Below are 20,331 nucleotides of genomic sequence, written 5' to 3' on the forward strand. Positions count from 1 at the left end.
CTTGCTCCGAAACCCCATCATGAAAGGTGCTCTGCCATGTCGAACCTTGCAGCCGTGCAGCGTCCGATCGCCAGCCTGCCGATTGCAGCGAAGACCAGCATTCCCGGCAGTCCGGACTGGGTCGGGATCGGCGCCAATGCGGTTTGGATATCAAACGCCGGAGCAGATAGCCTGGCTCGCATCGATCCCTCCACCAACGATGTGGCGAAGATTGTTCCGGTCGGGCGACGTCCGTGCTCCGGCCTCGCCGTCGGGTTCGGCGCGGTGTGGTCGCCGAGTTGCACAGACAAGCGGCTCGATCGCGTCAGCGAGCAATCCAGCACGCTCGAGCTTCACATTCCGACGACGGTCGGTGATAGCGAGGGAGGGATTGCAGCGGGTGAAGGCGCAGTCTGGATGGTTGCCGACCGTCATGGGAAGCTGCTGCGAGTTGATCCGGCGCTCAACAAGATCGCTGGATCGGTTAAGCTTGCTGACGGTTCGTTTGTGCCGGTGGTGGGCGCAGGAGAAGTCTGGATCTCCTCGACCGAGCGCAATCTGGTTTCGCGGGTCGATTCAGCCGCATTGAACGTTATCGCCGAAATTCCCGTCGGTCCGGCGCCGCGCTTCATGGCCTGCACGGAAAGCGATGGGTGCTCAATCAGGGTGACGGAACAGTTTCGCGGATCGACACCGCGAGCAACGAGGTCGTCGCCACTATCGACGCTGGCGTGCCCGGCCGGGGCGGCGATATTTCGGTCGGACAGGGGTTTGTCTGGGTTACCTTGATCAGCATTCCGCTTACCCAGATCAATCCCACCACCAATAGTGTGGTGCGGCGCTGGGAAAATCGACCGGTCCGCTTCGAGGTCTTCCGGATTGCATCGTTTCCGGGAAAGGCGGGTGATGATTTCGTTCTTTCCCGGGTGAGGCCAGTGGAGGGTGGCGTTATTGTGTGATTGTGCACCGCGATGTCAAACCAGAAGAGCATGGTCGCTTTTCCAGGAAAAACCAGTCGAGGACGTATCCATGCCGGTTGCTCTTCTAGCCTCAGTTCGGGAAGAACATTTGCTTTCGAGCACAAGAACTCTGGAACGAGCAGGCAAGGTTGCGTTCGGCAGTAGAAGTTGGGAGCTATTCAACAGCCTCGATCCATACTCTCCGGTGCCGCATGCGATGTCTTGATCTACGCGTCCGAGCCAGCGTCACCGGGGCGGCTTGATATCTTGATTCATCAGTCGCGAAAAAAGGATCGCACAAAGACGGAATGATGTACCGCCCGGAGAGTACTCTAAAGTATCCCCTCGATAACAAGGGGAATCGGATCCTGTTTTGGGAAGTCGATAGCCTGCGCCTGCTTGAGTTTCCGATCAGGATTTCCAGTCTCCGGGAGGCCGAAAAACGAAAGCGGTATCTTACCGAGTTCATCCCCCCACGGCACCGTGCTGATTGAAGCCACATAAACAGTCTACCTTATCCTGGCCTCAGCCGCTCTTCGCAGTTTCGGTGTATTGCGAAGACCGACTGAGTGAGTCGTAAGCACTCGAGCATGATGGGCCGCCGGGCTCATTGCAGAGCCTTTCGATCCTGCCGGAGCGTCGGCTGCTGGCATGGCAACACAAGTTGCGATCACGACTATTTGCCGATCTGGCTCGGAAGCGAGCGCCGACCTGCCTGCAAGCCAAACAAATATACTTTTCAGGACGTCGAACCTGCGGTTGCGGGCGCGCGACTATTCGACCAAGATAGAAGCCGTTTAGGTCAGGCAGTACGGGGTCGAACATGTCCGATCGTGACGACGAGGCGGAAATTCTGAAGGCCGTCTTGAATCAGGAATACGCGATCCTGGGCGAAGACCGCATCAAGCAGATCGTCGAGCAGCCGAGTGGCAAGGAAATCGATGTCGCGAGCGGGCGAGACGTTTCCATCAAATCCGCTTACACGATCGTAAAAGCCAGCCTGGGCGTCATACGCGAGATTCAAATGGCTTGGCGGGATACCTTCCCAAGAGAAGAGCAGACCAAGTTCACCTTCGATGAGAAGAACAGCAAGATTATTGTCTAGACGCGCGACAAGGCGCTCCGCGAGGAGCTGACAAGGCAACTGCCTGCCATGGTCGAGGCGGTTACGAAGCAGAAGCGTGGTCGGCCCGCTACAAGATAGTGTTGCATGTTGTTCGCAAAGTTCGCCGCGGCACTCGCCGATTTTGAATTGTTCAATGCGGGTGTCCTGCTTTACACAGTTCTCGCCCTGACCAAGTGGAGCGACAACCTCTTGGCCACGTTGGCGGTTGCATCCGGAATCGCTTTCGCAGCTTACCACACCAAGAGAGCGAATTTTGCCGAAGCCTACAAGAGAAACGCGACAGATGCCCGCGCCGCTCTTGCTTCGTGCCTTGAGGGATATTGGATCGCTGAGGCCCCTGCTGACTTTCCAGTAGGCAATGCGACGCTCGCTCAGCTTCTTGGGTCAACAGGCAAGGCGCGGGTTTTGCTGCTATCACCGAAGCCCGGATACGAACCGCTGCTTACTTTCAAGTCGTTCTTGCAACCAGAAACGAGAGCGTACCGATCTGTTATCCTGCTTGCAGGGGGCAGCAAGCTTGGAGTGGCAGAGCGCTTTTACCTGATCCACGAACTCTGCCATGCAACCGTCCCAGGGCATGTCCGGGAATTCCTTTCAAACAAAGCCTCCTATCGCTTGTTGCTTCTTTATATCCCCATATTGGTCGCCTGCCAGAATTGGCTCGCATGGGCAGCGCTTGCGGTCGCTTTTGGTTATCATCTTTTGAATGCAAACGAGGAGCTTGGCATCGAGCTCGATGCGGATTGGAACGCGTGGCGTCTGCATGAGAAGCACTTTGGACCAGAAGAGACGATCCGTGCCGCCAAGCTCATTGCGTATCTCTTCTCCAAAAACGCAATGTTTGACGACGGTCTCAAGCCGTTCTACGAAGCCCGCGCACTGCAGGCACGGAGGGTAGCTGAAACTCTGGAAACGAACGATCCGCGGTTCGACTTATACAAGACGGTGCCAAGTCTCACGCTCTCTTTCACAATTATACTGTTGTTCCTTGTGCAGATGGCGGCCGCAGCCATAGGCTATTTCGATGCGGTACAGCAACTTCCCACGTTCATGTACGCTTTCGCTCCCGCGGCTGCGTTGGTCGGACTGATCCGCCACGAGCGCGCCGCGAGGGCCATTGCGACGGAAGAGTCACTTTCGACGTTCGTTGACGAAGTCCTGGCCAAGAGTCGTGAAATCGACGATGTGGATGCCGCCTTCGTTGCCTTTGAGCAATTCGGACGGTCACAGGAGCCGAGCGCCCGCTTTGATTGAAGGACATTTCCAGATGTTCGGCCACGATTGCCATCGTCTCGGACAGCAACATTGCTTCGCCAAACCGGTGCGCGCGCTCATGTTGGAGCTGAACCAGCGTCTTGGGGATCATTGACGGTAGGGGAGGCTACGTCGTGCAAGCCGCTTAAGCACGCGCGGCCATCCAGAGGATTGACTCCGATAATTGCCGAGCTCGCCATTCTTCCGGACGGCATGAAGTTTCCCACGAATTCAAGATCAAAAAGTTAGGGCGAATATGCTGTCGGGATTTATTTGCTAGCTTGCGTTTTGGAAGAGAGGGGCAACTTGATCTTCCAAAATCGTTAGAAACGATCGGCGCTTTCGCCTCCCGAGCACATAGTTTGCTGGTCCAGCGCGAAGGCGTTTTTTCGAAGTTCGCCGTTTGTTGAGCCAACGTAAAGTTGCGTTGTCCTTCACTGAGAGGCGTACCACAATCGGTGCGGGAGTTGCGCCACAATACCTTCATGCTCGCGGAGAGCGGCGGCGCGCCGCTCTCCGGACATCCTTCCGCCGCGAGTGCCCTGGAGTCGCGCTTGTGCAGTTCGGCGGCGAGGGCGGTGTAGTCGGTGAGAACTTGCGTCATGAGCTTGCGCGTCGGGGCGTAGGCGGCGCGCGCGTGGTTTCGTGCTTTCGTCCGGTTGGGATGGCCATTCATGGGCGCAGGATAACGCCTTCTGGGTGCAGCATCGTTTACCGCGCCTATCCTGGATGGGATTACATTGGCTTCGCCGCACTGAGGCCCAAGGTAATGTTGCGGCAGACCCAGTTTAATCGTCGCTCCTTGCCATCTCGATCTCCTTGAGCCGCTTCACCGCAGCCTGGACGAGCAAGCCGTCTACCAAGACAGCAAGCCGGTGGGATGAGGCGCTGAGCCGCTTGCGCGTAAGAAAATCTCCAATGATGTTGACCCACATGGAGACCAAAGCGAAGACGAACAGTCCAATCGGAGGCTTCTCGGGGACTGCCAGCCAGAGGCCGATTGCGATCGCAACGACGCCAATGAGGACCGCCTCTATGCCAATTATAGCCAGCGACAAGCTCGGAACATGTAGGATGCGCTTCAGCCGCGAAGGCGAACTCTTCTCCAGGGCCCCACGGAAGCTGGCGGCGAGTTCGGCCCGCCCCTTGAAAAGCTTTGGATGCTCGTCGAGCCTCGCCTTGAGATTGAAGAAGCATTCGACGAGTTGGGTTGCCGTGATGGTTTCGTTGTGGCCGAAAATGCGATAATAATTCTTCCATGCGTTCCAATCAGCGTCGGCTTCCATGAGAACCTCATTCTCAAGAATGAAGCCGTTGATCAGGAACAGGACCAGCAGCGGCACCGCCAAATACCAATTCGCGCAAGCCAAACCGATTGCTACATAGATCATCCACAATCTTCGCAATGGAGAGGTGCCGTTCAATTCCCAGATGTGTCCCGCTGCTGACGAATGGTTGAGTTCGTGAAGCATTGAGAAGCGCTCCATGATACCGAATTCGTCCGAATGCGGCAGCAGGACCACTGTGCCGCAAGGGCCCCTCGGCGGCTGTAGGAAGGCCTTGAGAGTCAAGTATGGTTCGTAGCCGGGCTTGGGCACTAATGAGAGTACGCGGGAGGCGGCAAAGCCAGCCTCCTTCTCAAAAGGTTCGATTTTGTTCACCGAGTGCTCGGGGCTAATTTCGACGATGTCGTAGCCCGTCAAGCACTCTTGAACGGCAGAATAAGCGTCGTCCGCCTGCCGGCTATACGCCTCAGTGTGAATCGCCTTTCTCGCGAGATAATCGGAAAGAGCGATCATCCAGGCAATGAGCAGCGAAAGGCCTAAGGCGGAGGACCAGCTTGACAACGCCAGGATTACGAACAGCCAGGTTGCCGAATTCCCCGATCCGGCGGCAACAATGCCGAGGATAAAGTTGCCTATGATCCTCACGTTCAGCGAGGTCATCCCCGGCTATCTACTTTGTGCGCTTTTTGTCGATCTGCTTGACCGTTTCATCGACGAGCTTAGGAACGACCTCGGTTATCATCGTGACCATTTTGGGGTCCGATGTCCGAAATGTGTATTTCTTACCCTTAAGCTCGATGATGATTTCAGTTGAAGGCTTGTCTGGGAATTTCTTTCGATAGTCCGCCTTGATTTGGCGGACGGCATCCAAGCCAACCTTCATAGCCTCGATCACCGGCTTGAGGCTCAGGTCCCTGCCGCCCTTGACGTCAACGGATCGTTCGTCGCCGGCCGCCTCGATGAGGTGTTGCAGGTTAGTGGCGCCAAGTAACTGGCATTCCCTAGGGAAAACGGCTATCAGGACTTCTCTCTCAATGTCTTGGTCTTCGGTCAATGCAACCTCCATCTTGCTTGGATGGGCGCGCTTCAGGCGGCTAAGAAAAAACAATCGCAATATCAGACGTCTGCTGCGTCGTGCCGACAAGACGCTGCAACGTGCCGAACGCCCACAATTTTGCACGTTCTTCCGGAGGTCGCAACGGCGCGATTACGAGAAGAGGCGTCGAACGACCCGGAAAACAATAGCGCCGCCCACCCGTTGCTTCAGCGCGTCGATGTCGCGCTGGGCATCCAGCCCTCAGCCTACGGTCTAGGCTCCCGGTCGAGCTGGTGTTCGCACGCCGAGATGGCCGCCGATCGGCGGACGTCAGCACGATGCGGCTGGCGGTCACCCACTGGGGGTAAGCCAGCCAGTCGCTCACGACTGAGCGCTGAATGCAAGCCTACGGAATGCCCAAGGACGGAGTGGTCGGGTGAGCGGCGCGAGCCATCACCGTACAGACCGAACCATGGTTTTCATGATCATCGACAGTGTCGGAATCAAGATGGTGCGAAGCGGTGGCCCTTGTGGCTAAGCGCGCGTCAGTCAATCGATTGACTCCGATACTTGCCGAAATAGCCACTCCTCCAAGCATCATGAATTTCCCTGTGAATTCAAGACCGAAAATTTGGGGGGCCTATACCGTCGGGATTTGATCGCGAGCTTTGAAACTTTGTTCTCGCAAATCAACGCGGTAATCTCGTCCTTAATGATTGAGTGGGCGTAGTATCGTGAACGAGGTTTATATTCAATCCCGTTCTTGCGAGCGGAGTATTGCAGCGCATTTCATCGTGCAGAAGGATGAGGCGGGCAGCGGAGGTGATCTTGCAAAAGGGGCGGGGCGTCCAAGGCTCGCGTTAGCGCAAAGCGGAAATTCGGCCGTACGCAAATGTCGCAGAAGGACCCATAACCAGACTTCTGCTAAAGCCGAAGAGGAGATCACAGTCCGATCAATCTTCACTTGAACTCGCGCGGCAAGGCAGGTTTTGGCAGGCCAATCGAAGACGCAGTCAGGAATCGCTGGCCTGCCCGGAAACGGCGAGCAGAAATGTGCATTGTGCGTGCCACCGTGGCTGTCTGTCCGCCCTGCGACAGGGGGCGTCATCAAAAACTGTTGACGATGGTGAAGATGGTGCGAAACTAGAACCTTACAACCTTGCAGAGATTGTTTAGGAAGCGTTCAGCTGGTCGAATGCAGCAGGCAGGTTGACCAAGTAGATCAGCTGATGCTTGGGAAAGCGCGAGCGTCGCCAATCCAGGCGTGGGGCGCATTAGGCGATTGATGCGAGCATTGCAGAGATGCAACAGCTAAATAGCTGAAATACTACAACAACCAACTCTTCGTTCCACGAGGGCAACGCGGTCGGCCAGAGTGGCAGTGCACTTTCTGGCAAGTGGACGATCGACCTTGCCGTTCGCGGTGGTGCCGGGAAAGGCGGCCTCGATCGCGGGCGCGGCCTCACCCTCGTAGAGCTGGTGGACGGCAGCATCGGCGTCGTAGACGGGAACGCCGCCACAAGCTCCCGTAGGAATGCCTCGCAGCGTGATCCACGCAAGGTCAGCAACACCAGGAAGCGGGCCCTGCGCAGGCCGGCGTGAACCCGGCCGGGAATAGCGGGTGGGACGGCTGCGGCACGGGCAGCGGCGGTTACGGCGCCGGTGGTTGCGGTAATGGCCTGTAATTCGAACTAGGCTTGCCGGGGGCGTTGTGCCCCCGGCAAGTTCAAGCGCTTCGCAGGACGGCCCGGCGATTTCTCTAGCGACTGCGGCCCCGACGAGCATATTCGCTTCTTCATTGCGTTGGACGTGGTGGACAAGTTGGCGGCCACCATTTGGCCCTGCCTCCCGGCGGGTTATCCTTCCTGTTCCCATTGATTCAGCCAGACAAGGCGAGTCGGGATGGACCCGTGGTTCGAACTCATGAAGCGTCACGCGCGCGATATCCTGCCGGTCCGCGATGGCGAAAGCTTCGATGACTACCGCGAGCGGATGACGCAAGCGCTGACGCCGAGTCAGCGCGCCATGCTCGCCGCCGAAGCGTGGGCGGAGGCCAGGCAGGCGTACAAGAGTAGCGTTGCGCGCCGGCGCCTGTGGATTGCCGCGGCACGACTTGCTTTTGATCCAGGCCCCCGCTGTCCATGCTCGGTATGCGGTCAGTATGAGAGCATCACCGAGGCGCATCACATCTATCCGCTCGCGCTTCAGTTCGACGCCGGTGAACCAGAGGCGATACAGGAGTCGTGCTGGCTCTGTCCGACGCACCACCGCCTCATGCACGAAATCATTGAAGCGCTCATCGAGATACGGCAGCCGAGGCTCGAGGGTGTTCCGTTCGAGGAACGGGACAGGCTGGACAAGATCGGCGTGCGGTTCGTTCATCTCTGGCGACGCGCACAGCTTCAAGACCGCTCCCTCCTGAAATCGGCATAGACTTCGCCTCTCGCGGCATTGACTTTGTGTTCCTGATTTGTTCTTGTGCTGCCTGTCCAGCAGGGAGACAAGCTATGGACAATCGCATCAATGAAATCCGGCGGGTCATCAGGGCTTTGCGCGTCAGCATGAAGGAGGCCGAAGCCATCATGCATGAGCAAATCAACCGGGATGAGGACTGCTCCTTCGTGGCATCCGAGATTTCGAAGATGCGCACGGTGATGAGCGGGCTGGTCAAGGAGCGAAGCATGCTTGGCGACAACGAGCCCATTCTCGTGCACCACCTGTTCATTCCCCGCCGGCCGCCAACGCCGTCGCGCGTTTCTGTCGCGAAGCGCCGCCTCGTGCCGCGGGAGGTGGCTCTGGCATGACCACAAGCCGCGCGGTCTACTTCTCCGACATGCAGGACCCGCCGGAATTTCTGGTGGCGCTCAACCACGCGCGCAAGCTTTCCTGCCATGAGGGATGGTGCCGGATGCATATCGAGGCGATCCAGGTCGCGATCGGTCAGTATGCCGAGGCCGCGCTCGGCAATCGCGAGTTCTTTCTTAACAAGCCGCATAGCATTGGGTGAGGGTGCCGGAGCGGCGATATTCCGTGAGTTCGAGGGCCGTTTGGGCGGTGGATTTCCTGCACAATCCCGAACAAAGATCCCGCAAATCTCGCTACTCTCGCCTTTATGAGCATCGACCCAACTCAAATACTAGAAAAGCTCATCGCTCTGGGGGCCCCACAGGCAACGGAGACTGGCAGCGCTGCGCTTAAACGAATTGGGATGCTGATCGACCTTGCCGGCGATCTCGGTCGCGATGATACAACCGTGCTTGCGCTCGAATGGTGCGATCTTCTGAATCACAGCAAGCTCACGAAGCAGCAGCGGGTCTTGCTCGACTACTTCCGTGCCAACGCTTGGGCCAACCGCAAACGGCTGAAGCATCGCGACCCGGATGCGGCATGGCAATGGGAGCAGCCGGAACTACAGAATGAGATATTCCATCTCAGAAGCGCCGCGAACGCGCCAGGATTTGAAGAGCTGTCGGCGTTGCGTCGCTGCCAGATACTCACCAATCTGGGTAACCAGCTCAATACGCTCGGCCCTTACGTGGAAGCTGTAGCCGTATGGACGCGTGCGCTCTCGATTGATCCCAAATTCGGAATGGCTCGAGGAAATCGCGGTTCTGGCCTCACACGATATGCTTCAAGTCTGTATGACGACGAGCATCGCGGCCTGTTTTTTCTTCGGGCCTACGAAGATCTGTCTGGCGCTCTTTCACCGAAGACCAGATATGCAGGTCCTGAAGGTGTCGGCGCCACCAAATTCTTTGCCAGTGTTAAGGAGCGGATCGAGGCCGCCATCCATCTCGACCACGCAAAAAGCGTCAAGTGGGACCGTGAACGGATTGGACGATCGGCGAGCGAACGTCGATACCGCCGTCGGGCACTACATCAAGGGTTATTCCTGAATCCCCTTAATGATCTCGGCCCTCACAGCATTGCCGCGATCGATCTGCTTTCTCTTCCAAGCTTCACAAGCAATCTGGGAGAACCTCCATCGCTCATCGCCTTCTTCGATCAAATGAAGCAAGAGTACGTCTCGGGTCGGTGGCTGCTCTTCGAGGGCCTTCATTCCGACACGGTACACTTTTCCGACCGCGATGTTGTGCTTTACAACACGCTCGACTATCCCAGCTATTCGCTTGCGGTTGAAAAGGTAAAGGCTGCCTTTCGCATCGCCTATTCGGTGCTCGACAAGATAGCATTCTTCCTGAACGACTACGCCAAACTCGGCATTCCGGCCCGGCGCGTTTACTTCAAGACGATCTGGTACGAGAGATGCGATCCAGCCCGACCCGTCCGGCCGGAATTCCTGCAATCCAAGAACTTGCCGTTCCGCGCCCTTTACTGGCTCGCCAAGGATCTATTCGATCCCGTGTTGCAGGACGCCATGGAGCCCGACGCAAAGGAGCTCTACACGATCCGCAATCACCTCGAACATAGCTATCTGCGGGTGCACGAAATCCTGATACGCAAAAAACCGAGCGCAACGCCCGATCCCTGGACTGACCGGCTGGCCTACTCAGTTGCCCCGAGCGAACTAAACGCCAAGACCATCCAACTCTATCGTCTTGCCCGCGCCGGTCTGATCTATCTGGCACTCGGCATGCACCAGGAAGAGAACAAGCGTGATCGGGCTGGACCGAAGGGCCTGAAAATGCCGATGGCCTCGATCGTTGGTCCGACAGGTGGAAGGTCTGAGAGCAGTCCGAGCGCTGCTTCGGAGCGCCCACCGGCATCTCTCGATCCGCCGGGCTTGTTCATGCAACTTTAACGGGCTAGTGTTCGAAAAAAGCGCAAAGCGGGGCGAGGGGGAAAGCAGTGCCCGTTCAGCATATTCATACCTATTTGGTTCACCCAGGGAAAAGTTCGGAAATTCGACAGATCAACGGTGCGTCGGTCCCATTAACGGGCAGCATGTTCGATCTGCTCGACGGGATTTACACCCGTGCCGACCAGGAATGCGACATCGACATCATCTTCAAATCCACTGGCGGGGTGCAGCAAAATCCCTGCCGCGATCCCATTTGCGCTCATCTCGATAGTCCAACGCTGCCGAGCGGACGCGCCATCGCCGAGCGCTTGCAAGTTCATACCGACCGGCGGGCCGGAATCGGTCTGCTGTTTTTGATCGTCGGCAAGGAAGGACGTGAGCACAAGATCGTACTCTCCCGATTTCCGACTGATAGCGCGATCCTCGTCGAGGAGAATCCTCGAAGTCTCGACGTTGCGTTCCTTGAACGCGTGTTCATGAAGAACAAGACATCCTACAAAGCCGTCCTTTATCGGGATGCATCTTTGCGCGCCGGCTTTTGGGATGGCAAAGCGATCGATAAGCAAACCAACCCTGCCGGCGAAAGCGCCGACTATTGGATTGCCGACTTCCTCGCCTCCGATTTTCGCGTAACCCCGAAACAGGGCACCTCCCGCCTCGCGACCACTCTACGAGACGCGATCAAAACAGCCGATATCGCGGTGAAACAGGAAATCGTTGCGGCTGCGACGCTCGCAAGGACGCTTCCGCGAATATCGATAAGCATCAACGAATTTGCTAATCGCTTTAATCTATCGGCCCCAGCGCGCGAGTCCGTTTCGCAACAACTCAGGAATCCGCATCTGGCGGAGGAACGCTTCCTGTTCTCCGCCTCCGATTTCGCGAGCATCATGGCATATCGATCAATGGAGCTCGATAATGGCGCAACCCTAACCGCACCGTCCGCCGAATTCGACCACGTCTTCAGGCAAGAGGCCATTGACGGCAGCGCGCACAGAGTTCGGTTTACGACACAGGGCACGGTAATCAATGACAAGCTCAAGCCAAAAGCCTGACGACCTAAGGGAACAGTACAAGGAGCGCCGCGAGAAAGTTCTGGCTCCACTCGCCGATGAGCTACGCGCCTATCTGTCTCGCTGCCTGGAAGGGCAACCGCGGATTGACCGGATCTCGGCACGTCCGAAGGATATCGACAGATTTGTCGCCAAGGCGGCCAAGCTGGTCGACGGGAAGCCAAAATATCAGGAGCCACTAGCTGAGATTCAGGACCAAGTCGGCGCGCGCATCATCACATATTACCAATCGGATGTTGCTCGGCTTGATCCGCTGATCCAGCAATGGTTCAGACCCATAGAGTATCGGGACCATGTGCCTGAGTCCCACTGGGAGTTTGGATATTTCGGACGGCACTACATCCTCGCAATACCGTCCGACGTCATCAGCGCCGGATGGTCCAAAGAAATGATCCCGCGGTTTTTTGAATTGCAGGTGAAAACCTTGTTTGAGCACGCGTGGTCCGAGGCGGAGCATGATCTCGGCTACAAGCCGGGCGAAGCTCCTCTTACACCGCAGCAAACACGCAGTCTCGCCTACACGTCTGCCCAGGCGTGGGGCGCGGATAAGATGTTCGACGATCTGTTTCGGGAGCGCGCCGGAACTACGGGCGGCGCCACCCATTGACCCGCGCCGGCAATGTCACGGAACGCCTATGACGAGAAAGCTGCCGCTTACAGACTTCCGCGCGATCAGGCATCAACTTGAACCCGATGATTTTGCCATCAGTGATGGAGACGATATTACGCCGACCGACTTGATTGACGAACAAACATGGGCCGGCATTACTCATCTTACCGACGACGTGGCCATTCGCACGTCAGACCACAATGGCATCCGGTTGAAGTTACTCTACAGCCTGTGGAGCGACTGGATTGTTGCCATAGGTGACCCCGATCATCCCGATGAGCTCTACAACTGCATGCTGGACGCCGCCGATGCGTTTCAGTGCGTCAACTTTCTCCTGCTGCACGGCTACTACCGAGCTGCCATGGCAGAACTTCGTGTGGCGCTCGAATTGGTCATGATCGGTTCGTATGGCAACCTAAAGCCAACCGACGCCGATTATGTCACATGGAAAACCAGCGGCTCAGAACTGGGTTTCTCGCGCATCAGAAAGCGACTGCATGGGATGCTAACTCAGGAACAGTACAACTGGCTGTTCGCTGACGGAGAGATTCTCAGCAGCACGTTTCGTCAGTTATGCAATTTCACGCATTCGCGTCCGGATTCAAGCGACGGCGCTCTCTGGGAGAGCAATGGGCCAGTGTACGTGCACGAAGTCTTGATGCGCACGTTCTTTACAGCTCTGAGCGTGTACGCGATTTGCTACTTGCTCGTGCGTATCGCTCGCCCGGCCTTTACCCTCCCGGAAGACAGCCGAATACTTTTCGAGGAAGATTGGGGGCCGGGCCGCGAAGCTATCGCCAAGGCTTTCGAACAACTTTTCAAAGAACGAGCGAGTCATGGCTGATCTGCCGGAACTGATAAATCAACTGGGCAGTCTAACGGTGCTTGAAGCGGCGGAGCTTTCGAAGATGCTTCGCGAGCGGCTCGAGAGGCCGCTCAAGAGAAAGCATCTCAGCTTCAATGAGGGTAAGGTCTGTGATGCAGTTGTGCGCCGTCTCGAAGCGCGCGAACAGCAGGTACGTGCAAACCTCCGATGGCCCGAGCAGGAAAATCACCAGCACCCGGTCGAGGTGGTCTTTGATCTGGGCAGCCAGCTTTATGCGCTCGAGCATACCGGCATCGAGCCGTTCGATGGCCACATACGCATGGAGGCGCAGACCGAGAAGCTCTTCGCACCGATCACCACCGTGCTCAAAGATGCGCTCGGAACGGATGCTCTGTTCGAACTTTACCTGCCGATCAATTCGCTTAATGGGCGCAAGCCAGCTCAACTATCGGCGATTCAGCAGTCAATCATCGACTGGGTAAAGACGACCGCGCCGACAATCCCCAAGCGTCCTTATCCGGACTACAAAGGAAACGGCGTCGGCCCTTCGCGGCCGCCAAATGTGCCATTTGATGTAGCCCTTTGCCGGTTCGAGCCGCCAATCGTTCCTGGCAAGCATTTCCAGATCAGGCATACGGTGGATGATATCGAGAAGCTGCGCAGGGACCGGATGAAGGCTGCGATCGACAAGAAATTTCCGAAGCTTGCCGCGTGGAAAGCGAACGAGGGGGCCAAATCGATTCTCGTGCTGGAGCAGAACGACATCCAGCTTACCAATCCCTCCATTGTAGCTGACGTCTATCTGCCGTTGGCCAAGGCGCGCGAGGACAGGCCCGATGAAACCTATCTGGTCGCATCATGCATGAGTCCGAATTGGTGGATGTGGCCAATCTTGATCGGCGATCGCCGGTACGACGACTATGCCAAGAGCGATGATCCGAGCTTCTGGGAATTTGAGTCATCCAAGCTTGCTTCGCTGACGAAGCGATAGTCAACGGGGAAGGGCGAATTCGATTCCCAGAGGCTTCAAGACAATATCCAGAACCGCTTCGCTGTGTTCCCAGCCACCACAATATTCGGGTGAGAGCGCGATTGTTAGCACGCTGATTTTGCCGCTACTCAAATGAGCGCTGACTATCCTCATCAAATTCGAGATGTATGCTTCAGTCATCATGCACTGAGGTCGTTCGGCGTCGATTCCATGCCAAAAGAAGTAATCCAGATCGAGGTTGAAAATCCAAGGGGCATGAGACTCATTCAACCAATAATCGAGGTTGGAAGGCACATCCCAGAGATCGCAGTTCATATGGGTGCAGTTTGGCGTCGTTCCCTCACCATGGGTCGCGAAGTAGGCGGCGTCCATCGCGTTTCCGAACACGGCCAAGAAGATCGATAGATAATTGTCCCAGCCAAACAGAGGGAGCGGCTGCGGAATATCCTGGTGTTTGACCGTGCGCGCCAGATACTCATCGATACCAAGGTCCCAAGCGGGCGGCAGATTATCCAGCCAGGTCGTCATCCGGCTAGCAAGCGTGTCGTAATGCTGATCCACGTGAAAGAGAGAATACCGCTGTTTCGGATCGATATGTTGCAGCCAGCACCACAGCGCCGCGCGATGGTTGTCCATCACGTATACGTTCTGGCGCCTCCACAAGAAGTTTTGGGAAAAGGCACCTGAGTAGTTCCTGCCGCGAAACGGGACCAGCCATTCGCCTTCGGATGCTTCCGACATCAACGTACCTCAAGCTCGAAGGAGCAACGGAGCGGGGTAGTTCAGGCGCAGCGCCCGATCGCGCGTCTAAACCCTTCGGCCTCGCAATCAAGATGTGAGGCCGGAAACGACGACGAAGGACATGGCGGGCGGTTAGCTCTTGTCTTCAAATTCCTCGACCGCGGAAACGTATCCCTGGACATAGATCTCCGTCTCACATGCGCCCGTGCTTGACATGAAATCCATGCATATCTGATCCGGCGTATTGATGGCCAACTGAAACTTCCCGCGGTCGCTATTCCGCTGGAGATCAACCACATTGCCGGAGCCCGGAACAAGCTTTCCCCCGTGTTGCGGAAGCACGCATCCCCGGACCGTTCGCGGCTGGCAGAAGGGACTGTGGCCATCAGACGTGCCTCCCGATGTTATTCGGAAGAGCTGAGAACTTTGCACGCGGGCCTGTATTGTCTTTTTCGGCTTTGGCACCACGATGAGGGTCAGAACGGCATCATCCGGTATCGGGTAAGCGGATTTCGGCTCCTTGAGTATGAAGAATTTCGAGTCGAGACTGACGCCGATAGGCGTCTTTCGAAAGCGGAATGGGATGATCTGAATCTCTCCGACCGCATCGCCGTTGAGCTTGACGGGTTGAGTGAGCGGGCCAAGGTCAATCAACAACGACGAGTTTGCGATCGCATCCTTGCCAAACTTGCCCTCCATAGTCTGTTGGTCATCCGTGCGCAGCTTGATCGTCAATGGGAAATCGGTCTGCTTTCCCTTGAATAGAAAACCGCCCGCAAGAATGACAAACACAAATAGCGCCGCCGGTCCGCCAAATTCGAACGCTGCGCCGAACAGTTGCCCTTGGGCCGATCCTATCGAACGCAACACGCCGAACAGGACGACGGCACAGACGAGCGCCAAGAAGAGCAGCAGCAGGTAGTACGCCTGGTCTCCGAAGGCGTTCGCCACCAGCGCGTCCAGATGAGTGAATAGATAGCTCCCCACGAAGAATGCCAACAGGGCCGCGACCAATGCGACCACCGCGTAAAAGGTCGGAGTGGCCGGTTGCCGTAAAACGGGCGGTTTAGGATGCGCGGACATCATTGCTCCCCCTCGGGATGGGCAGGGGCATTTTGCCTCTTGCTTGGCTCATCGCAAGACATATAAGGGGCCTCAACCCCAAATTGTTTGCGCCGCCGATACCTCGTACCCAGGCAAACCGTGTGGGAAGCCGCGATTTGGAAGCCGCGGACCTGTAGCCCGATGACGCGTCCGCTATGCGGACCGGGCTCTATGGGCTGCGCCCACCGAGTCCCCTGAAGAAAGTAGGGGCCTCGGCCTTCGGTAACGATCCCATCGCGCAAGGGCTGATGTGCGCCTTGCCGGGGGCACTCGGAAAAGCGGCTCGCCTGCGGCGAACGCTATCACTGCCGCGTTCCCGGGTGCCCCTTTTAACCGGTCGCGTCGCTGCACTCGGACCCGCGTGCCGGCTTTGCCGTCGCTATGCTCACGCTCTCCGGGTGCCATTTCAGTGGGCGATGCGCGTTGCGCACGCCGGTTAATCGATTGTACCGGTCGATCGTTTAGGGAGTGACCCGCTTTCGTTCCATCTTTGCCATCCTGTCTTCCTTCTTCACGGGCGACTCGCTCTTCTTGGGTTCGAAGGGCACCGCGATGGCGTTCGATCATGCAAGGTTCATCAGGAGGCGGCGGTTGTGGACTTCAATGGCATTTTTTCAATGCGGCGCCAGATCTCATCCGCGATCTCGCGAAGGACTGGATCTGAGATCCGCTCCTTATTGCCAGTGACGAACTGTCGTCGATTATCGAGCGTTGGAAAATGGTTGGCATAGACTAGCGCCTGGAAAACGGCGTCCAACTTGTCAAAATCGCGAGCCAAGCTCGCGCACCGATCGGCCCCTGTCTCAAACCTTTGAAAGTGACTGAACGAGGCGGCTAGGCCAGGTAAATGCTGATAGGTAGCTAGCGCGGCGATGCGATGCATCGTTGGTATCTCCTTTGACTTCGTCTCGCCGTCGGTAGGGCGGTAGTCGCCGATGTAGGCCTCTGCGATATCGTGATACAGAAGGATTCGGATGATCTGGGTTGTTTCTTTTGGATCGAGTTTCGGCGTCAGTCGTTCGCTCAGAAGGTCGACGAGAAGCATCGCACCATAGGCATGCGAAGCGACACTTTCCACGACCTGCTTTTCGGCCGTCATCTGGCGATCAACCCACCCGATCCGCGGTATTGCTTTCGTGGCAAATAGCTCAACCACCGCATCAAGGCTTGAGTAGAGTTCGCGCGAAAGTGCGTGTTCAACCATGATTAGAAAGGCTGAAAGCTCTGGGCCCAACGTCACGTTGCTGGCCATGAGCCTCTTTATGAGACCCGCCTCTTGTTCGCGTTGTTCTGTTGATAATTTCGCGAGTTCATGACGATACCGAACCAGCGAAAAATACGTCAGAATGCAGATTCGATCGTATTCGCCCGTCGTTCCGCTGCTTATCGCGGCCTCTATCCGTCGTCCAAGCAACTGGCGAGTACGACGCCAATTACCTCCTCTGTCTTCATGGTCGAGCGCCACTGTGACGCCTGTGGCATTGTGATCACGGTAGTATTCGAGATGAAAGCTCCGGTTCAAGCGATCTTCATAGGGATCGCTGATGACGGCGGCGATGTAAGAGTCGGTTGCTTTCTTGTCGCCATTTAGCGAGCGGCTGATATAGAGCGAGCGTCTTGCGAGCCGCCAGAATTTGGTCTGTTCGCTCGGCGATATTGTGCCTGGATCCAGCAACACTTGAGCGGCTGTGTCGAAAGCCTTTTCGGCCCGAAGCCTGCCCCGTTCGGAGCGCGCACGTCCGAAAAGATACAAAGCATAGGAAAGTGAAGCGGGCTCAAGGGTGTCCGAGATCTTGTGCGCTGCGGAGAGCACTGCGTCCTCGACGCGCTGGTCGGCCATGAGATCCTTGACAGCGCTGTTGACGTCGTTGCCAAACACCAATGATAGAAAAAGCTCCTCGTTAATACCCGTAGACTTGAAGATCGCGCTGCTACTCTTGGGATTGTTGAATTCACCGAGGATATAGACGACAGCCTTGGCGATCAGTGCGGTTTGGACAATGCGTGGAAAAAGCGCGAAGTCGCTCTCGTATCGGTCATGCGCGGTCGCAAGCTCTGGAGATCCGGCACTTTTCACCAGGATCCGGCAGTAAGACCGCAGAGCTGCTACGCAAAGCAGATTGAACTGCCGGCTCGTGAAGCGGCCGTAGAGGTCGCCGTAGAGGTTTTGCATCGATTGGATCACAAAGGCCGAGCTGTTCTTGCCTTCGAACGCCATCTTCCCGGCATTGTGTAGATATATGGATACCACGAAATGATTGAGATAAAGAAACCCGAGCGTTCGAAGCGCAGCAATGATCGCCTCGGGTGACTCGCTCGTGCTCGTTCCGCTCGTTCGGACGATACCGCCAATAACCGCCGTTGCTAAAGCGTCATCGTTTACTGAGATCGCTTTCAAGTCGACCGTACGGTCGTGCTTTCTGTTGTGAAGGTAAGGCGTCGGAGGGTAATCATTTGAGTCCGCTTGGAGTTCATAATGATCAATTCCGAACGCGAGCACCAGCGTTGGCTCGTTGCGCGCGAGCAGCTGGGAAAGCGCCTCGATGATCGGGCGCTCGCTGTCCGTTCCGATCAACCCATCCAGAAAAACGATAACGTTGTCCTTCGTGTCGATCAGGCCGGGAGCATCCCGATCGACACGTCTTCGAAGAACCGAAACGGCATCGGCCGATCCGGCTTCCTTGATTATTTTGCGGGCGTCGAGGAACACTGTTTTGGGTGCTTCGTGCGCATCATTAACTGAAAGCTGGAGGGCTCGCAGGAGTGCCGTCTTTCCGCCGCCGCCGCGCCCCTGGACCAGGAACGACCCGGCTCTGGGCTTTTCCAATATTTCGCTCAAGAGCTTCGAAAACCGAATTGGAAGAACGGTCTCACCATGATCTCTTTTCGAGACGGTAATGCGCATATTCGAAAAACGATCGTCGAAATCTGAAGTGGAGGGGGCGCCTAGTATTCGTTGTCCTGGATACTCTGGACTGTAGTCTTCCGGGACGCCACTAACTCCGCTCAGCTTTCGCTCGTCTCCAAAGAGACTAGGCTCAGCGATGAGTAATTTGACCGTATCCAGTGCATTCGACATCGCCCAGCGGCGGATAAGCCCGTTGCCGATCGCATCGTATTCCGGCTTCTGTGTTGTGGCCGGGTCACTGATAGCTCTGACTGCATAAAATGGCGGCGCCGGTGTCAATGTAAGTAGCCCATCCGCAATAAGCCCGCTTTCCATATCGGCGGCAACATAGTTGCGATCCGCGTTCTTCAATACGTGTTCTTTGAAGCGCGCTGATTTGATCAGCAGATTGCTGACTGCAAAAGGCCCGCTCACCACGGTCGGCGTCTTGGCGAGGTCCTTGACGCCCTCCCATTCTTTCAGCTTCCGTCGCTCATTTGGGGTGAGGGTGTAACCCATTCGTTTGGCGAAATTGTCAATGCTGGGAAGCTTGTTCTTCTTCTTGAATGGGACAGAATTTACGACGTATCCGGCACTGATGCTCACGGGAGCCGGTTTGCCGCCGGGAAGTATTTCATACCCATTCTTTTCGTCGTCCTGCGCAGCCGCTCGGTAATCAATGACATTGATGTGAGTGGGGACGACGACGTCACCAACCCGAGCGTCCTTTATTCGGCCCGAAATGCCGACGTTCAACACCAGCTTGGGTGAGAATTTCTCCGAAAAGCGAAGCGCCGCATCCCGGATTCGCAGGCCGATTTCGCCCACGCTCACCAACGCGCCACGCCGGGAGGTGCCGTTCGCGTCTTCGTATTCAAAGGAGTGATACGGAAAAATGCCCAGTCGAGGCGCCTCTTTCAGGTTATGAAACGGCAAATCGTGAAACGTCTCTGCTTCTTCCGTCAGGGCGATTAGAATCAGTACGTCTAGGGCTTCTGGTGAAGTCATGAAAAGGTCTCGACGGGAAATTGGGCAGGGGATCGCCGATTGAAGGCCCCACCTCGGCTATGAGCATTGAAAACTATTGGCGATGACTATTTGCAGCTTGAGAGCTTACGTGTGTTGATTGATTCAATCAACTGGAACGACGCAGCCGTCTTTCGAAGATTGGCGCAACTCCATAGGGTTAGGAAGACCGCCGCACAGCATATCATCCAATCTCACCTGGACAGGAGTGGTCGCCGCATACCGGATGGCTCCACGTGCCAAAAATGCAGACCAACCCCACTGCCGATGGGTTATATTGGCCGCAATCCAGACATCCCTAATGCGGTGACACAGCTGTACGGCGGCCCATCGGCCACTTTCTTCCCTCTGAGGCCGAGAAGATTATTCGCAGGTACGCCGAACTTTCGCCGAGCTAGCTGCAGCGGCGTCGCAATGTTCGCCGGATTTCGGCGTGCTGCCAGGGAAGGGTGTGGAAAAAATGCGGCCTCCTCACAAATTCGGGAAAATGGCGCGCCGTGTCCTACTATTTTGCTTATGAGTGATCGCCGCCCATCTTTGGAAGTATCCTCCTGAGGGGCGCCGCCCGCGGCCTATAGGACTTTAGATGATGAAGTCGCCCGAGCGGCGCTGTTCGATGTGAAGCGAACGACCCCCGCAAAAGCTCTCGGCTGCGCCCAAGAGATGCTACG

16 protein-coding genes and 2 pseudogenes are annotated in these 20,331 nt (G+C 56.5%); 11 read left to right on the forward strand and 7 right to left on the reverse strand.

What is annotated here, in order from left to right; genetic code table 11:
• Nucleotides 1–54: 54 nt before the first annotated feature.
• The 3 genes from AB7008_RS08575 to AB7008_RS08585 all read left to right on the forward strand — a co-directional run bounded on the left by AB7008_RS08575 (nucleotide 55) and on the right by AB7008_RS08585 (nucleotide 3,318).
• Nucleotides 55–768, forward strand: coding sequence for a hypothetical protein (locus AB7008_RS08575; RefSeq protein ID WP_441258662.1), 714 nt, complete (start codon nucleotides 55–57; stop codon nucleotides 766–768).
• Between the two features lie 993 nt (nucleotides 769–1,761).
• Nucleotides 1,762–2,043, forward strand: a complete 282-nt coding sequence (locus AB7008_RS08580) for a hypothetical protein (protein ID WP_038936633.1) — start codon at nucleotides 1,762–1,764, stop codon at nucleotides 2,041–2,043.
• A 105-nt stretch (nucleotides 2,044–2,148) separates the two neighbouring features.
• Nucleotides 2,149–3,318 carry a hypothetical protein gene (locus AB7008_RS08585; RefSeq protein ID WP_038936634.1) on the forward strand — a complete coding sequence of 390 codons (1,170 nt, stop codon included), beginning with the start codon at nucleotides 2,149–2,151 and terminating at the stop codon, nucleotides 3,316–3,318.
• Nucleotides 3,319–3,463: 145 nt separating this feature from the next.
• Here AB7008_RS08585 and AB7008_RS08590 read toward each other — a convergent pair whose 3' ends face one another.
• The 4 genes and pseudogenes from AB7008_RS08590 to AB7008_RS08605 all read right to left on the reverse strand — a co-directional run.
• The gene (locus AB7008_RS08590) at nucleotides 3,464–3,994 is read right to left on the reverse strand and encodes a hypothetical protein (protein WP_155795450.1); all 531 of its coding nucleotides are present in this window, start codon (nucleotides 3,992–3,994) and stop codon (nucleotides 3,464–3,466) included.
• A 112-nt stretch (nucleotides 3,995–4,106) separates the two neighbouring features.
• Nucleotides 4,107–5,264: a hypothetical protein gene (locus AB7008_RS08595; RefSeq protein ID WP_038936635.1), complete on the reverse strand. Its 1,158-nt coding sequence runs from the start codon at nucleotides 5,262–5,264 to the stop codon at nucleotides 4,107–4,109.
• 10 nt (nucleotides 5,265–5,274) lie between these two features.
• Nucleotides 5,275–5,658 carry a hypothetical protein gene (locus AB7008_RS08600; protein ID WP_155795449.1) on the reverse strand — a complete coding sequence of 128 codons (384 nt, stop codon included), beginning with the start codon at nucleotides 5,656–5,658 and terminating at the stop codon, nucleotides 5,275–5,277.
• 1,320 nt (nucleotides 5,659–6,978) lie between these two features.
• Nucleotides 6,979–7,155: pseudogene (locus tag AB7008_RS08605) on the reverse strand (dephospho-CoA kinase); the annotation flags it as partial.
• A gap of 387 nt (nucleotides 7,156–7,542) precedes the next feature.
• On the opposite strand from AB7008_RS08605, the gene AB7008_RS08610 reads away from it, so the two are divergent.
• The 8 genes and pseudogenes from AB7008_RS08610 to AB7008_RS08645 form a co-directional block, all read left to right on the forward strand.
• Entirely contained in the window at nucleotides 7,543–8,073 is a 531-nt protein-coding gene (locus AB7008_RS08610; protein ID WP_038936638.1) for an HNH endonuclease, read from the forward strand.
• A gap of 74 nt (nucleotides 8,074–8,147) precedes the next feature.
• Complete coding sequence (locus AB7008_RS08615; protein ID WP_038936639.1) at nucleotides 8,148–8,444, forward strand: hypothetical protein; 297 nt, start codon at nucleotides 8,148–8,150, stop codon at nucleotides 8,442–8,444.
• Nucleotides 8,441–8,647: a hypothetical protein gene (locus AB7008_RS08620; RefSeq protein ID WP_038936640.1), complete on the forward strand. Its 207-nt coding sequence runs from the start codon at nucleotides 8,441–8,443 to the stop codon at nucleotides 8,645–8,647. Before AB7008_RS08615 ends, AB7008_RS08620 begins: the two co-directional genes overlap by 4 nt.
• Before the next feature lie 201 nt (nucleotides 8,648–8,848).
• Nucleotides 8,849–10,402, forward strand: a complete 1,554-nt coding sequence (locus AB7008_RS08625; protein WP_081369385.1) for an LA2681 family HEPN domain-containing protein — start codon at nucleotides 8,849–8,851, stop codon at nucleotides 10,400–10,402.
• Nucleotides 10,403–10,449: 47 nt separating this feature from the next.
• The gene (locus tag AB7008_RS08630) at nucleotides 10,450–11,457 is read left to right on the forward strand and encodes a hypothetical protein (protein ID WP_155795447.1); all 1,008 of its coding nucleotides are present in this window, start codon (nucleotides 10,450–10,452) and stop codon (nucleotides 11,455–11,457) included.
• Nucleotides 11,432–12,082 (forward strand): GTP pyrophosphokinase, encoded by a 651-nt coding sequence (locus tag AB7008_RS08635; protein WP_038936643.1) that lies wholly within the window; start codon nucleotides 11,432–11,434, stop codon nucleotides 12,080–12,082. The genes AB7008_RS08630 and AB7008_RS08635 overlap by 26 nt, the downstream gene beginning before the upstream one ends.
• Before the next feature lie 28 nt (nucleotides 12,083–12,110).
• A complete protein-coding gene (locus AB7008_RS08640) occupies nucleotides 12,111–12,929 on the forward strand; it encodes a hypothetical protein (protein ID WP_038936644.1) in 819 nt (272 codons plus the stop codon).
• A pseudogene (locus AB7008_RS08645) lies at nucleotides 12,922–13,008 on the forward strand (50S ribosomal protein L7/L12); the annotation flags it as partial. The gene AB7008_RS08640 and the pseudogene AB7008_RS08645, both read left to right, overlap by 8 nt.
• Before the next feature lie 894 nt (nucleotides 13,009–13,902).
• On the opposite strand, the gene AB7008_RS08650 reads toward AB7008_RS08645, so the two are convergent.
• The 3 genes from AB7008_RS08650 to AB7008_RS08660 all read right to left on the reverse strand — a co-directional run bounded on the left by AB7008_RS08650 (nucleotide 13,903) and on the right by AB7008_RS08660 (nucleotide 19,642).
• Complete coding sequence (locus tag AB7008_RS08650; RefSeq protein ID WP_038936646.1) at nucleotides 13,903–14,643, reverse strand: UPF0489 family protein; 741 nt, start codon at nucleotides 14,641–14,643, stop codon at nucleotides 13,903–13,905.
• 132 nt (nucleotides 14,644–14,775) lie between these two features.
• Nucleotides 14,776–15,729, reverse strand: coding sequence for a hypothetical protein (locus AB7008_RS08655; protein ID WP_038936648.1), 954 nt, complete (start codon nucleotides 15,727–15,729; stop codon nucleotides 14,776–14,778).
• Between the two features lie 595 nt (nucleotides 15,730–16,324).
• Entirely contained in the window at nucleotides 16,325–19,642 is a 3,318-nt protein-coding gene (locus AB7008_RS08660; protein ID WP_038936649.1) for an HD domain-containing protein, read from the reverse strand.
• Between the last annotated feature and the right edge of the window lie 689 nt (nucleotides 19,643–20,331).

This window comes from Bradyrhizobium sp. 521_C7_N1_3, from assembly GCF_052075975.1.
Taxonomy (GTDB): Bacteria; Pseudomonadota; Alphaproteobacteria; order Rhizobiales; family Xanthobacteraceae; genus Bradyrhizobium; species Bradyrhizobium japonicum.